This is a genomic window from Streptomyces fradiae ATCC 10745 = DSM 40063 (assembly GCF_008704425.1).
GTDB lineage: Bacteria > Actinomycetota > Actinomycetes > Streptomycetales > Streptomycetaceae > Streptomyces > Streptomyces fradiae.
In genome coordinates this window covers 1,723,632-1,744,290 of record NZ_CP023696.1, presented here as the reverse complement: position 1 = coordinate 1,744,290, position 20,659 = coordinate 1,723,632, and the positions used below count along the sequence as shown (strand labels likewise).

Here is a 20,659-nt window from a genome sequence, read left to right as displayed (position 1 = left end):
GAGCGCGGGAGACCTGCGGGGCACCGAACCGGCACGGCGGGCGTTCCGGAGGGGCCCGTCAGGTCCGCAGCACCTGAAGGACGTGCAGGTCGGGGGCGCGCGGCACGGGCCGTACGCCGTCCGGCCGGACCGCGCCCGGCACGGGGCCGAGCGGGACGGGCCCGTCGCCGGCGGGAGGCGGGTCCGGCGGCGTGGCGGTCAGCACCGCCGGCTCCAGCGGCGGCACCAGGTCGCACTCGGCGTCGTCGTACGGGCAGGAGTACCGGTCCACGGGCACCGCCGCGGGGCCGGCGGCCGCCGGACCGGCCGGAACCGGTCCCGACGCCGTGGTCCCGTACCCCGGTCCGTGTACCTGGCCGGAGGCCGAGGCGGCCGCCGGTCCGTACGCGGGGACGACCGCCGCCGGCCGGGCCCGCGCGTGCTCCGGGGCGTGCCCGGCGGCGGAGGCCGCGGAGCCGCCCAGCGCGTGGTGCGCCGGGGACGCCGACGGGTGCCCGACGGGGCCGGAGCAGAGATGCAGCGCGGCGAGGAGCGCCACCACGGCGCTCACCAGGGCCATGGGACGCACGAAGCGCGCGGGGCGCGTGACGCGTGTGAACCGCAGGCCCTCCATGGGCGTGATGGTAATCCGCCGCCCCCGCCCCCCTGCCACCCCCCGCCCCCTCCATCCCGCCCGCCTCCGCCCCGCCCGGCTCTCTGCCGCCACCGGTCTCCCACCGCCCCCCGCCGGACACCCGCCAGCCCCACCCCCCGCCGGACCACCCACCCGTCGCCGGTCCACCCACCGCCCCGCTCCACCCACCCGTCACGAGCCGCCCCGAGGGCGGTCACTCGCCGGGGTCGACCCGCAGGGCGAGCAGGGCCACGTCGTCGGCGATCTCGCCCGTGTACGCCGAGAGGTCCCGCCACACGGCCCTCACCAGCGCCACGGGTTCGCGCTCCGGGCGGACGCGCTCCCCCAGGGGGTAGAACCGACCGCTCGCGTCCCGCGCCTCCGTCACCCCGTCCGTGTACGCGAGCAGCACGCACGACGGCTCCAGCGCGACGGTCAGCGGTTCGGGCGCCGCGGACCGCGTCAACCCGAGTCCGAGCGGCGGCCCCGACTCCATCGCGACCTCCCGCGCCCCGGCCCGCCCCACGACGAAGGGAGGGGGATGCCCGCAGCTCAGCAGGCGCGCCTCGACCGGCGGGCCCCCGTCGGGGCGCGGCCCGCCACCCCCCGGCCCACCCGCCTCCGCCCCAGCCCCAGCCCCGCCCGGCCCCCCGACCACATCCGCCCCGCCCGCCTCCGCACCCCTGCCCGCCTCCGCCCCCGCCCCGCCCGGCCCCCCGCCCGTCCCCGCCAACGCCTCCGCCCCAGCCCCGCCCGGCCCCCCGCCCGTCCCCGCCAACGCCTCCGCCCCCTCCCCGGCGCCCCGTCCGCCCCCGCCGCGCGTCGGGAACTCCAGCAGCAGCGCGGTCGCGAACAGCTCCTCGTCCTCCCGCCGGGCCGCGTCGACCACGAGCCGCCGGTCCATCCGCGCGGCCACCCCCGCCAGCTCCGGCTCGTCCAGCACCGCCTCGCGGAACGCCCCGAGCAGCGCCGCCACCGTCGAGACGGCCCCGAGCCCGTGCCCCTTCACGTCCGCCACGACCGCCCGCACGCCGTACGGGCCCGGCTGCACGTCGTACAGGTCGCCGCCGACCAGGGCCGTATGCACCGCCGCCTGGTACAGCGCCCCGCACCGCACCGGTCCCACGCGCGGCGGCAGCGGCGGGAGCACCGCGTACTGGGCGGCCTCCGCGACCGTCCGGACCGTCACCAGCTGGGCGTTGCGCCGCCCGCGCACCCAGGCCAGCAGGGTGCTCACCGCGCCGATCAGCCCGAGCGCCAGCAGGTCGCCGGAGCTGATGTGCTCGGCCCGCGCCTCGGGCAGGGCCAGCAGCAGCATGATCGCCGTGGACACCAGCAGCGTCCCGGCCATCCCGTACGCCAGCGACGCCAGCATCGGCAGCACGGCGAACACGAAACCGAGCTGCACCGTCTCGGGGGTCAGGAACTGCGCGGTCTCCACGACCACCAGCAGCGCCCAGGGCAGCGCCCGCAGCCAGTGGGGGGCCCGGGCGCCGGGCAGTTCCCTCGGGACGCGGTCCATGGCTTTCAGTCTGCGCGCCCCGCCCGCCGCCCGCCCGCCCGGCACCGCCGCCCGCGCCCGGCCGGGGCGCCCGCCCCCGCTTCGCGTTACGCGCATCACACCGGGCCGGGCACTATGGGTTGGCAACGCGCACGAAACCGAGTGGTGGCATGCTGGCCGTGATCAGCGAGGATGGGTGTGGAAATGGACAAGCAGCAGGAATTTGTGCTCCGAACCCTCGAGGAGCGCGACATCCGCTTCGTGCGCCTGTGGTTCACCGACGTGCTCGGCTTCCTCAAGTCGGTCGCCGTCGCCCCCGCCGAACTTGAGCAGGCGTTCGACGAGGGCATCGGCTTCGACGGCTCCGCCATCGAGGGCTTCGCCCGCGTCTACGAGTCCGACATGATCGCCAAGCCGGACCCGGCCACCTTCCAGATCCTGCCGTGGCGCGCCGAGTCGCCCGGCACGGCCCGGATGTTCTGCGACATCCTCATGCCCGACGGGTCCCCGTCCTTCGCCGACCCGCGCTACGTCCTCAAGCGCATCCTCGCGAAGACCTCCGACCTCGGCTTCACCTTCTACACCCACCCCGAGATCGAGTTCTTCCTGCTCAAGGACAAGCCCGTCGACGGCTCGCGCCCGACCCCCGCCGACAGCTCCGGCTACTTCGACCACACCCCGCAGAACGTGGGCATGGACTTCCGCCGCCAGGCCATCACGATGCTGGAGTTCATGGGCATCTCCGTGGAGTTCTCCCACCACGAGGGCGCCCCCGGCCAGCAGGAGATCGACCTGCGCTACGCCGACGCCCTGTCGACGGCCGACAACATCATGACGTTCCGCCTGGTCATGAAGCAGGTGGCACTGGAGCAGGGCGTGCAGGCCACGTTCATGCCGAAGCCGTTCTCGGAGTACCCCGGCTCGGGCATGCACACCCACCTCTCCCTCTTCGAGGGCGACCGCAACGCCTTCTACGAGTCCGGCGCCGAGTACCAGCTCTCCAAGGTCGGCCGGTCCTTCATCGCGGGCCTGCTGCGCCACGCGGCGGAGATCTCCGCCGTCACCAACCAGTGGGTCAACTCCTACAAGCGCATCTGGGGCGGCTCGTCCCGCACCGCGGGGTCGGGCGGCGAGGCGCCCTCGTACATCTGCTGGGGCCACAACAACCGCTCCGCGCTGATCCGCGTCCCCATGTACAAGCCCGGCAAGACCGGCTCGGCCCGCATCGAGGTCCGCTCCCTCGACGCCGGCTGCAACCCCTACCTCGCGTACGCGCTGCTCCTCGCGGCGGGCCTGCGCGGCATCGAGGAGAACTACGAGCTGGGCCCCGGCGCCGACGACGACGTGTGGGCCCTCTCCGACGGCGAGCGCCGCGCGATGGGCATCGAACCGCTCCCGCAGAACCTCGGCGAGGCGATCTCCCTGATGGAGCGCAGCGAACTGGTCGCCGAGACCCTCGGCGAGCACGTCTTCGACTTCTTCCTGCGCAACAAGAAGCAGGAGTGGGAGGAGTACCGCTCCGAGGTCACGGCCTACGAGCTCCGCAAGAACCTGCCGGTGCTGTAAGCGCAGGTCAGCGCCGTCCCGCCGCCGCCCGTCACTCCGGCCCCCGGCCCCCGGCCCCCCGGCCGGGGCAGCGGTGGCAGGCCGCTCGGGCCTCGGGCCTCGGGCCGTCGGCGGGCCGCCCCGCCACGGGCGGGGCGGCGGCGTCGTACGCGGCCCACGGCGGCCACGGCGGCCCGCCCGAGCCCGCGGCCGCCCCCGCCCGGGACCGGGCCGCACCCCCCGTCCGGGACCGGGCCGCACCCCCCGCCCGCGGGCCCGGCCGGGCAGCGCTTCCGGCCTTCCGGCCGTCCGCCGCGCGTGCCGGGGCGCGGCGGCCGATAGGCTCGGGGCGAGCGTGGACGTGTGGAGGGAGAGGCCGACATGACGACGGCGCCGGGGCGTAGGAGCAGCACCTTCACACGGCTGCTGCGGCACGGCTTCACCGACGCGTCCGCCGCCGAGCGGCTCCTCGACGGCCCCGCCCTGGCCCCGGTCCGCTCCCACCCCGTCCTCCTCGACGCCCTCGGCGCCACCGCCGACCCCGACCTGGCCCTGCGCGGCCTGGTGCGGCTCGCGGAGGCGCAGCCCGACGGGCCGCAGGAGCTGCTGTCCACGCTGGTCACCGCCAAGCCGCTGCGCGACCGGCTGCTGGGCGTGCTGGGCGCGTCCGAGGCGCTCGCCGACCACCTCGCGCGGCACCCGCTGGACTGGCGGGCCCTCGTCACGTACGAGGCGGCCGACCTCCACCCCGGCGTCGCGGACTTCGAGCGGGACCTCGCCGACGCCGGCGACCCGGTGTCCCTGCGGGTCGCCTACCGCCGCTGCCTGCTGTCCATCGCCGCCCGCGACGTGTGCGGCACCACCGACGTCGCGCAGGCCGCCGCCGAGCTGGCCGACCTCGCCACGGCCACCCTCCGCGCCGCGCTCGGCCTCGCGGGGGCCGCCGCCCCCGAGGACGCGGCGCGCTGCCGGCTCGCGGTGATCGCGATGGGCAAGTGCGGCGGCCACGAGCTGAACTACGTCTCCGACGTGGACGTGATCTTCGTGGCGGAGGCCGCCGACGGCGCCGGCGAGCACGACGCCCTCCAGGCCGCCACCCGCCTGGCCTCGCACATGATGCGGATCTGCTCCGAGACCACCGTCGAGGGCACCATCTGGCCCGTCGACGCCAACCTCCGCCCCGAGGGCCGCAACGGCCCCCTCGTACGGACCCTCTCCAGCCATGTCGCCTACTACCAGCGCTGGGCGAAGACCTGGGAGTTCCAGGCCCTCCTCAAGGCACGCCCCGTCGCGGGCGACCCGGAGCTCGGCGCCGCCTACGTCGACGCGCTCGCCCCGCTGGTGTGGCAGGCCGCCGAGCGGGACAACTTCGTCACCGACGTGCAGGAGATGCGCCGCCGCGTCGTCGACAACATCCCGCGCGCCCATCTCGACCGGGAGCTGAAGCTGGGGCCGGGCGGCCTGCGGGACGTGGAGTTCGCCGTCCAGCTCCTCCAGCTCGTGCACGGCCGCAGCGACGGCACGCTGCGCAGCGGCACCACCCTCTCCGCCCTGGCCTCCCTCGCCGCCGGCGGGTACGTCGGCCGGTCCGACGCCGCCCAGCTCGACGCGGCCTACCGGTTCCTGCGCACCATGGAGCACCGCATCCAGCTCCACCGGCTGCGCCGCACCCACCTGGTGCCGGAGGCCGAGGAGGACCTGCGGCGCCTCGGCCGGTCGCTCGGCCTGCGCGCCGACCCGGTCGCCGAGCTGAACCGGGAGTGGAAGCGGCACGCGTCCGTCGTGCGGCGCCTGCACGAGAAGCTGTTCTACCGGCCGCTGCTCGACGCCGTCGCCCAGCTCGCCCCCGGCGAGATCCGGCTCAGCCCCGAGGCGGCCGGGCAGCGGCTCGAAGCGCTCGGCTACGCCGACCCGGCGGCGGCCCTGCGCCACCTGGAGGCCCTGGCCTCCGGGGTGAGCCGCAAGGCCGCCATCCAGCGCACCCTCCTGCCGGTGCTGCTCGGCTGGTTCGCGGACTCCGCCGACCCGGACGCCGGACTGCTCGGCTTCCGCAAGGTGTCCGACGCGCTCGGCACGACCCCCTGGTACCTGCGGCTGCTGCGCGACGAGGGCGCCGCCGCCGAGAACCTGGCCCGCGTGCTGTCCGCCGGCCGCCTCGCCCCCGACCTGCTGCTGCGCGCCCCCGAGGCGGTCGCCATACTGGGCGCCCCCGAGGGACTGGAGCCGCGCGGGCGCGACCACCTGGAGCCGGAGGTCCTCGCCGCGGTGGGCCGGGCCGACACCCCGGAGCAGGCCGTCGCCGCGGCGCGCGGGGTCCGCCGCCGGGAGCTGTTCCGCACGGCGGCGGCCGACATCGTCGCCTCGTACGGCACGGAGGAGGCGCCCGCCCACCCCGACGCGGGCGCGCTCGTGGACCAGGTGGGCCGGGCGGTCACCGACCTCAACGCGGCGACGATCGCGGGCGCCCTGCGCGCGGCCGTGCGCGCCGAGTGGGGCGACACCCTCCCCACCCGGTTCGCCGTCATCGGCATGGGCCGCTTCGGCGGACGCGAGCAGGGGTACGGCTCCGACGCGGACGTCCTGTTCGTCCACGAGCCGCGGGACGGCGTCGGCGAGGAGGAGGCGGCCCGCGCCGCCAACCGGGTCGTCGCCGAGATGCGCCGCCTGCTCCAGCTGCCGACCACCGATCCGCCGCTGCCCATCGACGCCGACCTGCGCCCCGAGGGCCGCAGCGGGCCCCTGGTGCGCACCCTCAAGTCGTACGAGGCGTACTACCGGCGCTGGTCGCTGGGCTGGGAGAGCCAGGCCCTGCTGCGCGCCGCGCCGATGGCGGGCGACCCCGACCTGGGCCGCCGGTTCATCGAGCTGGCCGACCGGCTGCGGTACCCGGCGAAGGGCCTCGACGAGGCCGCCGTGCGGGAGATCCGCCGCCTCAAGGCCCGCATGGAGAACGAGCGGCTCCCGCGCGGCGCCGACCCGACCCTCCACACCAAGCTGGGCCGGGGCGGCCTGTCGGACGTCGAGTGGACGGTGCAGCTCCTGCAGCTGCGCCACGCCCACGAGGTGCCGGGCCTGCGCACCACCCGGACGCGCGAGGCGCTCGCCGCCGCGCGGGACGCGGGGCTGATCGGGGAGCAGGACGCGCGGATCCTGGACGAGGCGTGGGTGCTGGCCAGCCGCGTCCGCAACGGCGTGATGCTCGTACGGGGCCGGGCCGGGGACACGTTCCCGGCCGACGCGCGCGAACTGGCCGCCGTCGGCCGCTACCTGGGGTACGGGCCCGGTCACGCGGGGGAGATGGTGGACGACTACCGGCGTACCACGCGCCGCGCCCGCGCCGTGGTGGAGCAGCTGTTCTACGGGGCGTGAGGGCCGCACGGGTCGCCGCCCCGCGCGGGGCGCGCCCGGCGGGGCGCCGCGCGCCCGTACCGGGCCCGGCCGTCCTCGCGGGGGCGCCGCCCGCCCGCGCCGGGGGCCGGGGCCCGCACGCCGCTGCCGGGACCGCCGCCCGCCACCCGGTCGGCGCCGGGCACCCGGCCGGGTCGGTGCGCGGGGCTCAGGAGACGGGCGCCGCGACCGGGGCCGCCGGGTCGCCGGGGTGCTCCGAGGCCAGCGCGGGCTCGGCGGCGGGCGCCGGAACGGCACCGCCCACCCCGGCACCGGCCCCCGTACCGCCCGCTCCGGCACCGGCCGTAGCCGCACCGGCCGTGCCCGCGGAGGCCCCCGGGCTCGACCCCGTGCCGTCCGCCCCGTCCCGCCTCGTGCCGGGCGCGCCGCCGTGCGCGTACCGGGGCAGCCGGTGCGGCAGCGCGCCGTACCAGGCGCACACCACGGCCGTGCCGAAGCCCAGGCAGACGACGCCGCCCACCGCGTCCAGCCAGAAGTGGTTGGCGGTCGCCACGATCACGACCAGCGTGGCCGCCGGGTACAGCAGGCCCAGGACGCGCGCCCAGGGCGCCTTGGCCAGTACGAAGATGGCCAAGCCGCACCACAGCGACCAGCCGATGTGCATGGACGGCATCGCGGCGTACTGGTTCGACACGTGCTTCAGGTCGCCTGACGCCATCGAGCCCCAGGTCTGGTGGACCAGCACCGTGTCGATGAAGTCCTCGCTCTCCATCAGCCGGGGCGGAGCCAGCGGGTACAGGTAGTAGCCGAGCAGGGCGACGGCGGTGGTGAGGAAGAGGATCATCCGGACCGCCGCGTAGCGGCCGGGGTGCCGGCGGTAGAGCCACACCAGCACACCGATGGTGACGACGAAGTGCAGCGTCGCGTAGTAGTAGTTCATCGACACGATGAGCCAGCCCACGGAGTCCGCCGCGTGGTTGACGGTCTTCTCGAACGCGAGCCCCAGGCTGTGCTCGGCGCGCCAGATCCAGTCGGCGTTGCGCAGGGCCTGCGCCTTCTGCTCCGGTACCGCGTTGCGGATGAGCGAGTACACGCCGTAACTGACGGCGATGAGCAGGATCTCGAACCAGATGCGCGGATGGCGCGGGGTCCGCAGCCGGTGCCACGTGGCCTGGCGTGGTGCCGGCAGGCCCTCCGGCGTGGTCAGAATCCTGTCACCCATGAGCGGAGAGTCTGCCAGAAAGGTGCTGCTGTTCGATCATCCTTCAATCGGATTCTCGCCGCCGTTGGTCCGCCTTTCGGAGGACCGCTGCCCCTGGGGCCCGGAGGCCGTCGAGCCGCGTACGACGAGCTCCGGCATGAAGACGAACTCGCTGTGCGGGGTCGGTGTGCCGCCGATCTCCTCCAGCAGCGCCCGCACCGCCGCCTGGCCCATGGCCTGGACCGGCTGGCGGATCGTCGTCAGCGGGGGGTCGGTGAAGGCTATGAGCGGGGAGTCGTCGAAGCCGACGACCGACACGTCGCGCGGTACGGCCAGGCCCCGCTGCCGGGCGGCGCGGATCGCGCCGAGCGCCATCATGTCGCTGGCGCACACGATCGCCGAGCAGCCCCGCTCGATCAGCGCGCCCGCCGCGGCCTGGCCGCCCTCGAGCGTGTACAGCGAGTGCTGGATCAGCTCCTCGGTCTGCTCGGGGGAGAGGCCGAGCCGCTCCCGCATCCCGGCGTGGAAGCCCTCGATCTTCCGCTGCACGGGCACGAACCGCTTCGGGCCGACCGCGAGGCCGATCCGGGTGTGCCCGAGCGAGGCGAGGTGGGTGACGGCGAGCTTCATCGCCGCCCGGTCGTCGGGGGAGACGAACGGCGCCTGGACGCGCGGCGAGAAGCCGTTGATCAGGACGAACGGCACGCCCTTGCCGCGGAGCTGGTCGTACCGCTGGGTGTCGGCGGTCGTGTCGGCGTGCAGGCCGGAGACGAAGATGATGCCGGAGACGCCGCGCTCGACCAGCATCTCGGTCAGCTCGTCCTCGGTGGAGCCGCCGGGCGTCTGCGTGGCCAGCACCGGGGTGTACCCCTGGCGGGTCAGGGCCTGGCCGATGACCTGGGCGAGCGCCGGGAAGATCGGGTTGTCCAGCTCGGGCGTGATGAGCCCGACGAGCCCGGCGCTGCGCTGGCGGAGCCGTACGGGACGCTCGTAGCCGAGCACGTCGAGCGCGGCCAGCACGGACTGGCGGGTGGTGGCGGCCACGCCGGGCTTGCCGTTGAGCACGCGGCTGACTGTGGCTTCGCTGACACCCGCCTGGGCTGCGATGTCGGCGAGCCGCGCGGTCATGTGGTGGGACTGTACCGGGCGCACGTCAGATTGCCCACCAGGAGCAGGAGTGCGGGGCGATGGCGACGGTGCCGTCCGGGCCCTCGGGGGCGGGGTCTTCGCCGGTGTGGCCGGCCAGCAGCAGCCGCCCGCCGGGCCCGCCGGGGCGGGGCATCCGGACCGCGCGGCCGGTGGTGTTGGCGACGCACACCACGGCGCCGCCCGTGCCCCCCAAGGCCCCCGCGCCCCCCGCGCCCCCCGCGCCGCCCAGCGGGGCCCGGCCGCCCTCCGCCGCACCCCCCGCCGCCGGGCCCGCCACGGCCGGGCCCTCCGCCGCGCTGCTCCCCGCCGGGCCCTCCACGGCCGGGCTCCCCGCCGGGCCCTCCACGGCCGGGCCCTCCGCCGCGCGGCTCCCCGCCGGGCCGCCGCCCGCCGAGCGGCCCACCACGGAACCCGCCGGGGCGCCCCCCACCGCCCCGCCGTCCACCGCCCGGCCCGGCGCCCCACCGCCGGCCTCCGGTGTCCGCCGGAAGGCCAGCACCCCGGGCGGCGCGGGCAGCCACTCCACCCCGTGACCCGCGCCCAGCGCCGGGTGGGCCCGCCGCAGGGCCAGGGCCGCCCGGTACAGCTCCAGCACCGAGTCCGGGTCGCCGGTCTGGGCCTCCACGGACAGGCCGCCCCACCCCGCGGGCTGCGGCAGCCAGCTCCCGCCCGGCCCGAACCCGTACGACGTGCCCTCCCGCGTCCACGGGATCGGCACCCGGCAGCCGTCCCGCAGTCCGTCCTGGCCGTCGCCGCGGTGGAACGCCGGGTCCCGGCGCGCCCCGTCCGGCAGGTCCGCGACCTCCGGCAGCCCCAGCTCCTCCCCCTGGTACAGGTAGACCGAGCCGGGCAGCGCCAGCATCAGCAGCGCCGCCGCCCGCGCCTGCCGCACCCCGCCCAGCCGGGTGGCGTGCCGGACCACGTCGTGGTTGGACAGCACCCACGTCGCCGGGGCGCCCACCGTCCCGGTGGCCCGCAGCGACTCGTCGATCACCCGGCGCAGCGCCGCCGCGTCCCAGGGGCACCGCAGGTAGTGGAAGTTGAACGCCTGGTGCAGCTCGTCGCGGCGCACGTACAGGGCGAGCCGCTCCGGCGTCGGGGCCCACGCCTCGGCGACCCCGACGCGCTCCGCGCCGCCGCCCGGCCCCGTCGGCCCCTCCGGCCCCGCAGCGTACGCGTCGAGGAGGCGGCGCCACTCGCGGTGGATCTCGTGGACGCCGTCCTGGTCGAAGAAGGGCAGCTCCTGCGCGCCGATCAGCCGGGCCTGCTCGCGGTGGCCGACGTCGGGCAGGCCGGGCGCCTTGACCATCCCGTGCGCCACGTCGAACCGGAACCCGTCGACGCCCAGATCCAGCCAGAACCGCAGCACGGACGCGAAGTCGGCCCGCACCTCCTCGTGCTCCCAGTTCAGGTCGGGCTGCTCGGGCGCGAAGAGGTGCAGGTACCAGGAGCCGTCCGCGACCCGCGTCCAGGCGGGGCCGCCGAAGACGGACTCCCAGTCGTTGGGCGGCAGCGAGCCGTCCGGGCCCCTGCCGGGACGGAAGTGGTACCGGTCGCGCCCGGTGCCCGCCAGGGCGGCCTGGAACCACGGGTGCCGGTCCGAGGTGTGGTTGGGCACCACGTCCAGGATCACGCGCAGGCCCAGCTCGTGGGCGGTCCGCACGAGCGCGTCGGCGTCGGCCAGGTCCCCGAAGACGGGGTCGACGGCCCGGTGGTCCGACACGTCGTAGCCGCCGTCCGCCTGCGGGGAGGCGTAGAACGGGGTCAGCCACACCGCGTCGGCCCCCAGCCGGGCCACGTGCGGCAGCCGTTCGCGCGCGCCCCGCAGGTCGCCTATGCCGTCGCCGTCCGCGTCGGCGAACGAGCGGACGTACACCTGGTAGATGACCGCGTCCCGCCACCATCCGGGGCGGTCGGGCGGAGCGGGGCGCGGGCCCCGCGGTGCCGGGGCCGGGGTGGTCAGCTCGTGGGCCATGGGCGGTGCGGCCTCCCGTCCGGAACACGACCTTCTGCAAGCGGCGTGAAAAGGCTTGCAGAGCGCGCCGCCGTGCCGCAAGGTCGTCTCGGGGGGCGCGCGGAAGCGTCCGTGGAGCGGCTGTGCCTGGTGTGTCAAGCGATGCGACGGCAACCGTAGGGACACGCGGATGTAACGATCCCCCCTCCTTGCAGAAAGTTGCCGCAAGCTCTTTCGGCTCGTTTTCATCCCTGTTACGTTCCTGGCAACCCGGCGCGCCGCGAAGGAGCGGTCGGCAGGTGGCAAGTCATCGCAAGATCTTCCGCCTCGGTCTTTCCCGGGATCAGTTGAAGGAGTTCACATGCGGCGTGGCATAGCGGCCACCGCGCTGGTCGCGAGCCTGGCCCTCGCGGCGACGGCCTGCGGCGGCGGTAGTGAGGACAAGGCGTCGACCGGGGGCCCGGTCACCATCACGTGGTGGGACACCTCGGACGCCACGAACGAGGCTCCGACCTACAAGAAGCTGATCGCCAAGTTCGAGGCGGCCAACAAGGACGTCAAGGTCAAGTACCAGAACGTCCCCTTCGCCGAGGCGGAGCAGAAGTACAAGACCGCCGCCCAGGCCGGCAACGCCCCCGAGGTGCTGCGCGCCGACGTCGGCTGGACCGCCGGCCTCGCCGAGAACCAGTACCTCGCCCCCCTCGACGGCACCCCCGCCGTCAAGGAGCTCGACGCCTTCAACAAGGGCCTCGTCGAGGGCGCGAAGGTCAACGGCAAGCTGTACGGCGTCCCGCAGGTCACCGACGCCCTCGCGCTCCTCTACAACAAGGAGCTCTTCACGAAGGCCGGCGTCCAGCCGCCGAAGACCTGGGCCGAGCTGACCACCGCCGCCAAGGCCATCAAGACGAAGACCGGCGTCGACGGCATCTACCTCAACCCGGACAGCTACTTCGCCCTGCCGTTCCTGTACGGCGAGGGCGGCACGATGGTGGACACCGACACCAAGAAGATCACCGTCAACGACGCGGCCGGCCAGAAGGGCGTCCAGACCGTCGTCGACATGATCAAGAGCGGTGTCGCCGTCAAGCCGGACTTCACCGACGGCTACAACAACATGCAGGCCGCCTTCAAGGACGGCAAGGTCGCCATGGTGATCAACGGCCCGTGGTCCACGGCCGACGACCTCACCGGCAAGGCGTTCAAGAACAAGGACAACCTGGGCGTCGCCCCGGTCCCGTCCGGCTCCGCCGGCAAGGCCGGCACGCCCACGGGCGGCCACAACCTCGTCGTCTACAACGGCGCCGACGCCGCCCGCAAGGAAGCCGCCCAGAAGTTCGTGGCGTTCATGACCTCCGCCGCCTCGCAGGAGTCCGCCGCCATCGAGACCGGCGTCCTGCCGACCCGTGACGACGCCTACACCGTCAAGGTCGTCGCCGACCCGATCCGCGCCGCCTTCAAGAACGTGCTGGCCGACTCCACCGCCCGCCCCGCCGTCGCCGGCGTGAGCGACATGTTCACCGAGTGGACCAAGCAGTACATCGAGACCCTCAAGGGCAACACCACCGTCGAGAAGGGCCTCGACGCCACCGCCGAGAAGTGGAAGACCAACATCAACTCCCTCAAGGAGTACTCGGTCGACTGAGCCCCTTCGGCCCGGACCGGCACCGCGAAGGCGCGGCGGCCGGTCCGGGCCGGACCCGTACGCACTGAGGGAAACCAACTTCCATGAAGACAGCCACCGCAGATCCCGCCACGGCCGCGCGGCCTGCCCGGACCGGGCTGCTCACCCGCATGAAGCGTTCGTACGACCGGCACTGGTACGCCTGGGCCATGGTGCTGCCGGTGGTGCTGGTCATCGGCGTGCTGATCGCCTACCCGCTGGGCCGCGGCGTCTACCTGTCGTTCACCGACGCCAACGAGCTGAACGTCGCCAAGCAGCTCGGCGCCACCGAGATCCCGGCCACCTACCAGTTCGTCGGCCTCGACAACTACTGGCGGGTCCTGTCCGGCGCCGACGGCGAGTTCTACCCCAAGCTCTGGTGGACCGTGGTGTGGACCGTCTCGTGCGTGGTCCTCCACTACACCATCGGCCTCGCCCTGGCCATGCTGCTCAACCGCAGGCTCAAGGGCCGCTCCGTCTACCGCGTGCTGCTCATCCTGCCGTGGGCGGTGCCCCCCTTCGTCGCCACCTACGTGTGGCGCATGATGTACAACTCCGAGTCCGGCATCTTCAACGCCGTCCTCGGCAAACTGGGCTTCGGCCCGGTCGACTGGCTCGGCGACTCCCTGATGCAGAAGGTCGCCGTCATCGGCGTCAACGTCTGGCTCGGCGTGCCGTTCATGATGGTGGCCATCCTCGGCGGTCTCCAGGCCATCTCCAGCGAGCAGTACGAGGCCGCCGAGATGGACGGCGCCTCCCCCTGGCAGCGGTTCCGCCACGTCACCCTGCCCGGCCTGCGCCCGGTCAGCGCCACGGTGATCATGCTCGGCACGATCTGGACGTTCAACATGTTCCCGATCATCTACCTGATGCTCGGCGAGGCGAACGCCCTGAACAGCGAGATCCTCGTGACGTACGCCTACCGGCTCGCCTTCGGCTCCGTGCGCGACTACGCGGGCGCCGCCACCTACGGGATCATCATCCTCTCCATGCTCCTCGTCTTCGCCGTCTTCTACCGGCGGCTGCTCAACCGTCAGGAGGCCGCCCGATGAGCACGGTGACCGAATCCCGGAAGGACACCCCGGTGGCCCGCCGCTCCGCCGCCCACGGCGCGGCCGGCGCCGGCTCCGGCACCGGCCGCGCCCGCAAGGTCCGCAGCCGCGAGGAGCGCTCCCCGATCGCCTCGGCCGGACTGCACGGCGCGCTCGTCGCCGCCAGCCTGGTCGCGGTGTTCCCGCTCGTGTACATGGTCTTCATCTCGCTGCGCGGCCGGGACGGCTGGACCAGGCCGACCAGCGCCGAGGGCGGCCTGGAGATCAGCAACTACACGTACGTGCTGACCGAGACCGAGTTCCCGCGCTGGTTCGCCAACTCGCTGCTCGTCGCCGCCGGTACCACGGTGATCGGCGTCTTCGTCGCGGCCTCCACCGGCTACGCCATCTCCCGGATGCGCTTCCCCGGCCACAGGTCGCTGATGTGGGTGCTGCTCGTCACGCAGATGTTCCCCGTCGCCGTGCTGATCGTCGCCCTGTACAACATCCTCGGCAGCATGGGCCTCCTCGACTCGTACGTCGGCCTGATCCTCACGTACTGCTCGGTGTCGGTTCCCTTCTGCGCCTGGATGATGAAGGGCTACTTCGACACCATCCCGCACGAGATCGACGAGGCCGGCCGCGTCGACGGGCTCACCCCCTTCGGCACCTTCTACCGGCTGATCCTGCCGCTGGCGAAGCCCGGCCTCGCCGTCACCGCCTTCTACTCCTTCATCACCGCCTGGGGAGAGGTGGCCTTCGCGCGCGCCTTCCTCTCCACCGACTCGATGCTCACGCTCTCCGTCGGCCTGCAGAGCTTCATCGGCCAGCACAAGGCCGAGTGGGGCTACCTCACGGCCTGCGCGGTGATCATCACGATCCCGGCGGGCCTGGTGTTCCTCCTCGTGCAGCGCAACCTCGTCGCCGGCCTCACGGCGGGCGGCACCAAGGGCTGAGCACGGCCCGAGCGCCCGCCCGAACCCGCCGGGCGCGCCCGCACGACCCGTCGCGGACGCGCCCACCGCACCAGGCAACCCCCACGCGCCCCAGAACGGCGGCGCCGGTCCGGCCCGACAAGCCCCGCAGCCGGACCCGGCGCCGTCCCCCATCCCACTCACCCAGGGAAGACATGACTCAGCACCTTGCCGCCCCCGCCGCCCCGACCACCGGCACGGACACCGGCTGGTGGAGAGAAGCGGTGATCTACCAGGTCTATCCGCGCAGCTTCGCCGACGGAAACGGCGACGGCATGGGCGACCTCCAGGGCATCCGCAGCCGTCTGCCGTACCTGAGGGACCTCGGCGTCGACGCCGTGTGGCTGAGCCCCTTCTACGCGTCGCCGCAGGCCGACGCCGGGTACGACGTCGCCGACTACCGGGCCATCGACCCGATGTTCGGCACCCTCCACGACGCCGACGCCCTGGTGCGCGAGGCCCACGCACTGGGCCTGCGCATCATCGTCGACCTCGTCCCCAACCACTCCTCCGACCAGCACGAGTGGTTCCAGCGCGCCCTGCGCGAGGGCCCCGGCTCCCCGCTGCGCGAGCGCTACCACTTCCGCCCCGGCAAGGGCGAGTCGGGCGAACTGCCGCCCAACGACTGGGAGTCCATCTTCGGCGGCCCCGCCTGGACCCGCGTCGCCGACGGCGAGTGGTACCTCCACCTCTTCGCCCCCGAGCAGCCCGACTTCAACTGGGACCACCCGGCCGTCCGCGACGAGTTCCGCTCCATCCTGCGCTTCTGGCTCGACATGGGCGTCGACGGCTTCCGCGTGGACGTCGCCCACGGCCTGGTCAAGGCGCCCGGCCTGCCCGACATCGGCGCCCACGACCAGCTGAAGCTCCTCGGCAACGACGTCATGCCCTTCTTCGACCAGGACGGCGTCCACGAGATCTACCGCAGCTGGCGCAAGGTCCTGGAGGAGTACGACGGCCACCGCGTCCTCGTCGCCGAGGCGTGGACCCCGACCGTGGAGCGCACCGCCAACTACGTGCGCCCCGACGAGATGCACCAGGCGTTCAACTTCCAGTACCTGGGCACCCACTGGGACGCCGCCGAGCTGCGCAAGGTCATCGACGCGTCGCTCGCCGCGATGCGCCCCGTCGGCGCCCCCACCACCTGGGTGCTCTCCAACCACGACGTCACCCGGCACGCCACCCGCTTCGCCAACCCGCCCGGCCTCGGCACCCAGCTGCGGCAGGCCGGCGACCGCGAGCTGGGCCTGCGCCGCGCCCGCGCCGCGACCCTGCTGATGCTGGCCCTGCCCGGCTCCGCCTACGTCTACCAGGGCGAGGAGCTGGGCCTGCCCGACGTCACCGACCTGCCGGACGAGGTGCGCCAGGACCCGTCGTTCTTCCGCGCCACCGGCCAGGACGGCTTCCGCGACGGCTGCCGCGTGCCGATCCCGTGGACGGCGGAGGGCTCCTCGTACGGCTTCGGCACCGGCGGCAGCTGGCTCCCGCAGCCCGCCACCTGGGGCGACCTGTCCGTGGAGGCGCAGACCGGCGTGCCCGGCTCCACCCTGGAGCTGTACCGCGCCGCGCTGCGGGTCCGCCGCGAGCAGCCCGGCCTCGGCGCGGGCGAGGGCGTGGAGTGGCTGGACGCGCCCGAGGGCGTGCTGGCCTTCCGCCGCGACGGGTTCGTGTGCACCGCGAACACCACCGGCGAGCCGGTCCGCGTCGACGTGCCCGGCCGGATGCTGCTCTCCAGCCGGCAGGTCCGCACCAGCGTGGACGGCACGACGGAACTGCCCGCCGACACGACCGTCTGGTGGGCGGTGTGACCATCCCCCTGCCGCGGGCCGCCGGCGACCTGGCCGCCGGCGCCCCGCGGCTCGCGGACATCGCCGCCCAGGCGGGGGTGAGCGAGGCGACCGTCAGCCGCGTCCTCAACGGCAAGGCCGGCGTCGCCCCGCACACCCGCCACCGGGTGCTGGCCGCGCTCGACATGCTCGGCTACGAGCGGCCCATACGGCTGCGGCAGCGCAGCGCGGGCCTCATCGGGCTGCTCATCCCCGAGCTGACGAACCCGATCTTCCCGGCGTTCGCGCAGGTCATCGAGCAGGTCCTGGCCGGGCACGGCTACACGCCGGTGCTGTGCACGCAGATGCCGGGCGGCGCCACCGAGGACGAGCTGGTGGAGCAGCTGGAGGAGCGCGGCGTCACCGGCATCGTGTTCATGTCCGGGCTGCACGCCGACACGACCGCGGACCCCTCCCGGTACGAGCGGCTCACCGCCCGCGGGGTGCCGTTCGTCCTGATCAACGGGTTCAACGAGCGCATCGACGCCCACTTCGTGTCGCCCGACGACCGGGCCGCCGCCCGCATGGCCGTCCAGCACCTGGTGGAGCTGGGCCACGAGCGGATCGGCCTCGCCATCGGACCCACCCGGTACGTGCCGTCGCGCCGCAAGGCGGAGGGCTTCGTCTCCGCGCTGCACCGCACCCTGGGCGTGCCCCGCGACCGCGCGGAGGCGTACGTCCAGCCGACCCTGTTCGGCGTGGAGGGCGGCCACGCGGCGGCGAGCGTCCTCCTCGACCAGGGCTGCACGGGCATCGTGTGCGGCAGCGACCTGATGGCGCTGGGCGCGATCCGCGCGGTCCGGGCCCGGGGCCTGGACGTCCCGTCGGACGTGTCGGTCGTCGGCTTCGACGACACCCCGCTCATCGCCTTCACCGACCCGCCCCTGACCACGGTCCGCCAGCCGGTCCGCGCGATGGCCACGGCGGCGGTGGACGCCCTCCTGGAGGAGATGGAGGGCAACCCGGTCCAGCGCACGGAGTTCGTCTTCCAACCGGACCTGGTCGTCCGCGGCTCCACGTCCGCACCACGGCTGTAGGGCCCGGGCGTCCTCGTCACCCGGTCCGTCTGGTCCGTCCCCACTCGCCGCGAGCCTGTCGGCCCGGTCTTCCGCCCACCCGCTCCAAGCGGGGGCGAGGACGAGGACGACCGAGGGACGCATCGCCCGCCGTACGGGTGGTGCGTCCCTTCGCGATCACTCACGGAGGGGCCTGCGGCGGCTCTCCGCTACGCGCAGCACGTCCGACAGGTGGTCTGCCAGGCATTCCACAAGCGTGCGCAGGTCCGCCGCAGAGGCAGCGGGAGCCAGGCTGCGTGCCCGCGCCAGCGAGTGAGCGGCATGACCGAGCAGGATGGCTTCGAGCCGGTCTGCGTAGCGGGAGACGGTCCCGCCTTCTTCATCGGTGACGAGGATGCATGTCCGGCCGTCGGCGCCGACCCCAGGGAGCAGGCGCACCTCGGTGCTGGATTCCGTCTCCTTCACGCGTTCTCCACCCCCATGCCGTCGGTCCGCTCGTGCGAGGCCCCGTCTCTTCCGCATCGAGGGCACTCGCAGGGTGGGTACGCGTTCGTCAGGGGCGGTGCGAGGGACTGGTCACCCATTGGGGTCACGATCCGACCGCGCTCTCTGACGACTCGTCCTGTCCTTCTGTCGACGTCGTACACACGCAGGGTCATCACCACTTCTGTGTCCTTTCCACAGCTCACAGCGGTTGGTGGAGGGGGGTGCAGGACAAGTTCAGCGGCTCAGAGGGCACTCAGGAGACCGGGGAAGCGGACGTTTCGGCGGACGTTTCCCCGCTCCGCCGGCCGTGACGGCACTACGGTGACGGAGTGCAGCGGCACGGATGACGGGGCGGGGTGTGAAGAGACTGGCCGCGTTACGACGCGAGGCGGGGTACACACAGAGGTCGTTCGTCACTGCCTTCGGGCGGGAGGCGGTACGGTTGCGCGTCCACGCCTCGATCAGCGTGAGACAGCTCCGGCGCTGGGAGTGCGAGGACCCGCCACCGCTGCCTCACGAGAGCCAGCAGACGGTCCTGGAGGCGCTGTTCGGCATGCCGTTGGCTGAGATGGGATTCGCTGTACCTCCGCACCGTATGAGCGTTTCCGCACCCGTCAGCGATGCTGGAGAAGTGAAGCGAAGGACGTTCGTCGCCGACGTCGGCGCACTGGCCGCAGCCGCACTCGCGCCCGCCGGGCCGGGCCCCCGGTTCGGCTCGGCCGACGTGGCTCACCTCCGGGGAAGGCTTGACGACCTCTACCGGACGGATCACAAGGCGGGCAGTATGCCCGCCCTGAAGCAGTCACGCAGACTCGAAGAGCAGATCACGAACGCCTTGGGGAACGCGAGGTACACCGATGGGGTGGGTCGCGAACTGCAGACCATGCTGGCTGAGTTGCACGGCCACCGCGCCTGGTACGGCTATGACGGTGGGTGTATCGAGGAAGGGCGTGCCGCCTGTGCGGAGGCGCTGGCGGCGGCTCAGCTCGTCGATAGTCCGCTGCTCCAAGTATCCGTACTCGAGACGCTCGTACTGCTCGCGGTCAGGAGCGGAAGGACCTGGGAGGCGGCGAGCGCGGTGGAGCAGGCGCATCGGCTCGCCACACGCGTGGGCGCGGGACCAACCGTCCATCTGCTGCTCTCCCTGAGGGACGCCAACGTGGCCACGCACGCCGGTGATTCTTCAGGCGCCCGGCGGGCATTGAGCCGCGCCTTGCGGCATCTGGGGAAGACGGACACGGACGTGGATGTGCCTAGATGGGCGCGGTTCGTAGGCCCGTTCGAAGTGGACTACGCGACAGCGGACATGTACGCGAGGGCCGGGCAACCGAGGCGAGCCGTGCCGTTCCTGCGGTCGGCAGTGCGCGGAATGGGCGGCGACCTCGCTCGCAACAGCGCTTCCTACCGGGTCAGGCTGGCCCAGGTACTCCTCACCGCCGGGGAGGTGGATGAAGCGTGCGCGGAGATGTGCGCGGTGCTCGACGGCTGCGGAGGTATCTCGTCTCCCCGCTTGCTCGCCAAGATGCGAGCGTTTCAGCGGGCTGCCGCCGAGGTCGACGGCGCTGCGACGCGTGCGTGCCGTGAGCGCCTTCGTGAAACCGTCCGAGGGAGCAGGACATGACCCGGCAGGGGGTTGTCACCGTCGTGCGCCTGGGTGGGGAGTCCGCCATGCGCGCGGAGGCCGCGTTCAGGCTGATCTACGCGGAGGTGTTCGCCGACCCGCCATACGAGGAGACCACGGACGACGTGGCGGCCGCCTTCAGGCGCTTCCGGGCCCAGATCCGCAGAGAGACCTTCAGGGCCGCCCTGGCCAAAGCCGAGGACGGTGAGCCGATCGGCATGGCGTACGGCCACCACCTGGGCGCGAACACGGGCTGGTGGGATCAGCTCGTGGAGCCCGTGTCCGAGGACATGCGCCGCGAGGACGGTCACCGGACCTTCGGGCTGCTGGAGCTCGCCGTACGGGAGTGCCGGCGGCGGCAGGGCGTCGCGCGGAGGCTGCACGAGACGCTGCTCGGCGGTCTCGACGCCGAGCGGGTGCTGCTGAACGTCCACCCGGAGAGCCGCGCCGCATCCGCCGCCTACCGGGCCTGGGGATACCGGAAGGTCGGGGAGGCGCGGCCGTGGCCGGGTGCCGGCCTGCATGACGTGATGCTGCTCGACCTTGGGTGAACGGCGTGGCCCCGGCGGTGGGCCGGGCAAGGAGGGATGGAGACCGGTCCGGCCGGTGGGCGCGTGGGGGAGGCACGGCGCCGCGCGGGGCGCGGTGCCGGGACCGACCCTCCGCCGGCCGGACCGGCGTGGTTGAACGTAACACCACTGCAATATCTTGCGAAAGCCCTTGCAGGGCACGGA

At 73.8% G+C, this 20,659-nt stretch carries 14 protein-coding genes and 1 pseudogene; 9 read left to right on the top strand and 6 right to left on the bottom strand.

Annotated elements, in window-relative coordinates; all coding sequences use genetic code 11:
* Positions 1-58: 58 nt before the first annotated feature.
* On the bottom strand, positions 59-613 hold the full coding sequence (locus CP974_RS07675; protein ID WP_031136413.1) for a hypothetical protein: 555 nt from the start codon (positions 611-613) through the stop codon (positions 59-61).
* Between the two features lie 214 nt (positions 614-827).
* Positions 828-2,135 carry a PP2C family protein-serine/threonine phosphatase gene (locus CP974_RS30670; RefSeq protein WP_150485782.1) on the bottom strand — a complete coding sequence of 436 codons (1,308 nt, stop codon included), beginning with the start codon at positions 2,133-2,135 and terminating at the stop codon, positions 828-830.
* A gap of 183 nt (positions 2,136-2,318) precedes the next feature.
* Here CP974_RS30670 and glnA2 point away from each other — a divergent pair, with 183 nt between their 5' ends.
* Together glnA2 and CP974_RS07650 are read left to right on the top strand one after the other, a co-directional pair.
* Positions 2,319-3,680: a gamma-glutamylpolyamine synthetase GlnA2 gene (gene glnA2 / locus CP974_RS07660; RefSeq protein WP_031137031.1), complete on the top strand. Its 1,362-nt coding sequence runs from the start codon at positions 2,319-2,321 to the stop codon at positions 3,678-3,680.
* A gap of 360 nt (positions 3,681-4,040) precedes the next feature.
* A complete protein-coding gene (locus CP974_RS07650) occupies positions 4,041-7,028 on the top strand; it encodes a bifunctional [glutamine synthetase] adenylyltransferase/[glutamine synthetase]-adenylyl-L-tyrosine phosphorylase (RefSeq protein WP_031136843.1) in 2,988 nt (995 codons plus the stop codon).
* A gap of 187 nt (positions 7,029-7,215) precedes the next feature.
* Here the strand turns inward: CP974_RS07650 and CP974_RS07645 are convergent, their stop codons facing one another.
* The 3 genes and pseudogenes from CP974_RS07645 to CP974_RS07635 all read right to left on the bottom strand — a co-directional run.
* Positions 7,216-8,229, bottom strand: coding sequence for a phosphatase PAP2 family protein (locus CP974_RS07645; protein ID WP_085921307.1), 1,014 nt, complete (start codon positions 8,227-8,229; stop codon positions 7,216-7,218).
* Positions 8,230-8,265: 36 nt separating this feature from the next.
* Entirely contained in the window at positions 8,266-9,336 is a 1,071-nt protein-coding gene (locus CP974_RS07640) for a LacI family DNA-binding transcriptional regulator (RefSeq protein WP_031133153.1), read from the bottom strand.
* A gap of 502 nt (positions 9,337-9,838) precedes the next feature.
* Positions 9,839-11,332 (bottom strand): annotated as a pseudogene (locus tag CP974_RS07635) (glycoside hydrolase family 13 protein); the annotation flags it as partial.
* A 340-nt stretch (positions 11,333-11,672) separates the two neighbouring features.
* On the opposite strand from CP974_RS07635, the gene CP974_RS07630 reads away from it, so the two are divergent.
* The 5 genes from CP974_RS07630 (at position 11,673) to CP974_RS07610 (ending at position 17,839) form a co-directional block, all read left to right on the top strand.
* The gene (locus tag CP974_RS07630) at positions 11,673-12,953 is read left to right on the top strand and encodes an extracellular solute-binding protein (protein ID WP_031130295.1); all 1,281 of its coding nucleotides are present in this window, start codon (positions 11,673-11,675) and stop codon (positions 12,951-12,953) included.
* A gap of 83 nt (positions 12,954-13,036) precedes the next feature.
* Complete coding sequence (locus CP974_RS07625; protein ID WP_031130294.1) at positions 13,037-14,023, top strand: carbohydrate ABC transporter permease; 987 nt, start codon at positions 13,037-13,039, stop codon at positions 14,021-14,023.
* Positions 14,020-14,958 carry a sugar ABC transporter permease gene (locus tag CP974_RS07620; protein WP_031130293.1) on the top strand — a complete coding sequence of 313 codons (939 nt, stop codon included), beginning with the start codon at positions 14,020-14,022 and terminating at the stop codon, positions 14,956-14,958. Before CP974_RS07625 ends, CP974_RS07620 begins: the two co-directional genes overlap by 4 nt.
* A 173-nt stretch (positions 14,959-15,131) precedes the next feature.
* Positions 15,132-16,784: a glycoside hydrolase family 13 protein gene (locus tag CP974_RS07615; protein ID WP_031130292.1), complete on the top strand. Its 1,653-nt coding sequence runs from the start codon at positions 15,132-15,134 to the stop codon at positions 16,782-16,784.
* Positions 16,772-17,839 (top strand): LacI family DNA-binding transcriptional regulator, encoded by a 1,068-nt coding sequence (locus tag CP974_RS07610; RefSeq protein ID WP_031130291.1) that lies wholly within the window; start codon positions 16,772-16,774, stop codon positions 17,837-17,839. Before CP974_RS07615 ends, CP974_RS07610 begins: the two co-directional genes overlap by 13 nt.
* A gap of 156 nt (positions 17,840-17,995) precedes the next feature.
* On the opposite strand, the gene CP974_RS07605 is transcribed toward CP974_RS07610, so the two are convergent.
* Positions 17,996-18,283, bottom strand: coding sequence for a hypothetical protein (locus CP974_RS07605; RefSeq protein WP_031130290.1), 288 nt, complete (start codon positions 18,281-18,283; stop codon positions 17,996-17,998).
* A 379-nt stretch (positions 18,284-18,662) separates the two neighbouring features.
* On the opposite strand from CP974_RS07605, the gene CP974_RS07595 reads away from it, so the two are divergent.
* Together CP974_RS07595 and CP974_RS07590 are read left to right on the top strand one after the other, a co-directional pair.
* Entirely contained in the window at positions 18,663-19,925 is a 1,263-nt protein-coding gene (locus CP974_RS07595; RefSeq protein WP_223844615.1) for a tetratricopeptide repeat protein, read from the top strand.
* Positions 19,922-20,476 carry a GNAT family N-acetyltransferase gene (locus tag CP974_RS07590; protein WP_031130288.1) on the top strand — a complete coding sequence of 185 codons (555 nt, stop codon included), beginning with the start codon at positions 19,922-19,924 and terminating at the stop codon, positions 20,474-20,476. The genes CP974_RS07595 and CP974_RS07590 overlap by 4 nt, the downstream gene beginning before the upstream one ends.
* Positions 20,477-20,659 lie beyond the last annotated feature (183 nt).

Coding starts and splice junctions, on each gene's coding strand:
- glnA2 (WP_031137031.1), top strand. CDS start 2,319: ATGGACAAGCAGCAGGAATTTGTGCTCCGAACCCTCGAGGAGCGCGAC.
- CP974_RS07675 (WP_031136413.1), bottom strand. CDS start 613: ATGGAGGGCCTGCGGTTCACACGCGTCACGCGCCCCGCGCGCTTCGTG.
- CP974_RS07650 (WP_031136843.1), top strand. CDS start 4,041: ATGACGACGGCGCCGGGGCGTAGGAGCAGCACCTTCACACGGCTGCTG.
- CP974_RS07620 (WP_031130293.1), top strand. CDS start 14,020: ATGAGCACGGTGACCGAATCCCGGAAGGACACCCCGGTGGCCCGCCGC.
- CP974_RS07645 (WP_085921307.1), bottom strand. CDS start 8,229: ATGGGTGACAGGATTCTGACCACGCCGGAGGGCCTGCCGGCACCACGC.
- CP974_RS07640 (WP_031133153.1), bottom strand. CDS start 9,336: ATGACCGCGCGGCTCGCCGACATCGCAGCCCAGGCGGGTGTCAGCGAA.
- CP974_RS07590 (WP_031130288.1), top strand. CDS start 19,922: ATGACCCGGCAGGGGGTTGTCACCGTCGTGCGCCTGGGTGGGGAGTCC.
- CP974_RS07625 (WP_031130294.1), top strand. CDS start 13,037: ATGAAGACAGCCACCGCAGATCCCGCCACGGCCGCGCGGCCTGCCCGG.
- CP974_RS07615 (WP_031130292.1), top strand. CDS start 15,132: ATGACTCAGCACCTTGCCGCCCCCGCCGCCCCGACCACCGGCACGGAC.
- CP974_RS07630 (WP_031130295.1), top strand. CDS start 11,673: ATGCGGCGTGGCATAGCGGCCACCGCGCTGGTCGCGAGCCTGGCCCTC.
- CP974_RS30670 (WP_150485782.1), bottom strand. CDS start 2,135: ATGGACCGCGTCCCGAGGGAACTGCCCGGCGCCCGGGCCCCCCACTGG.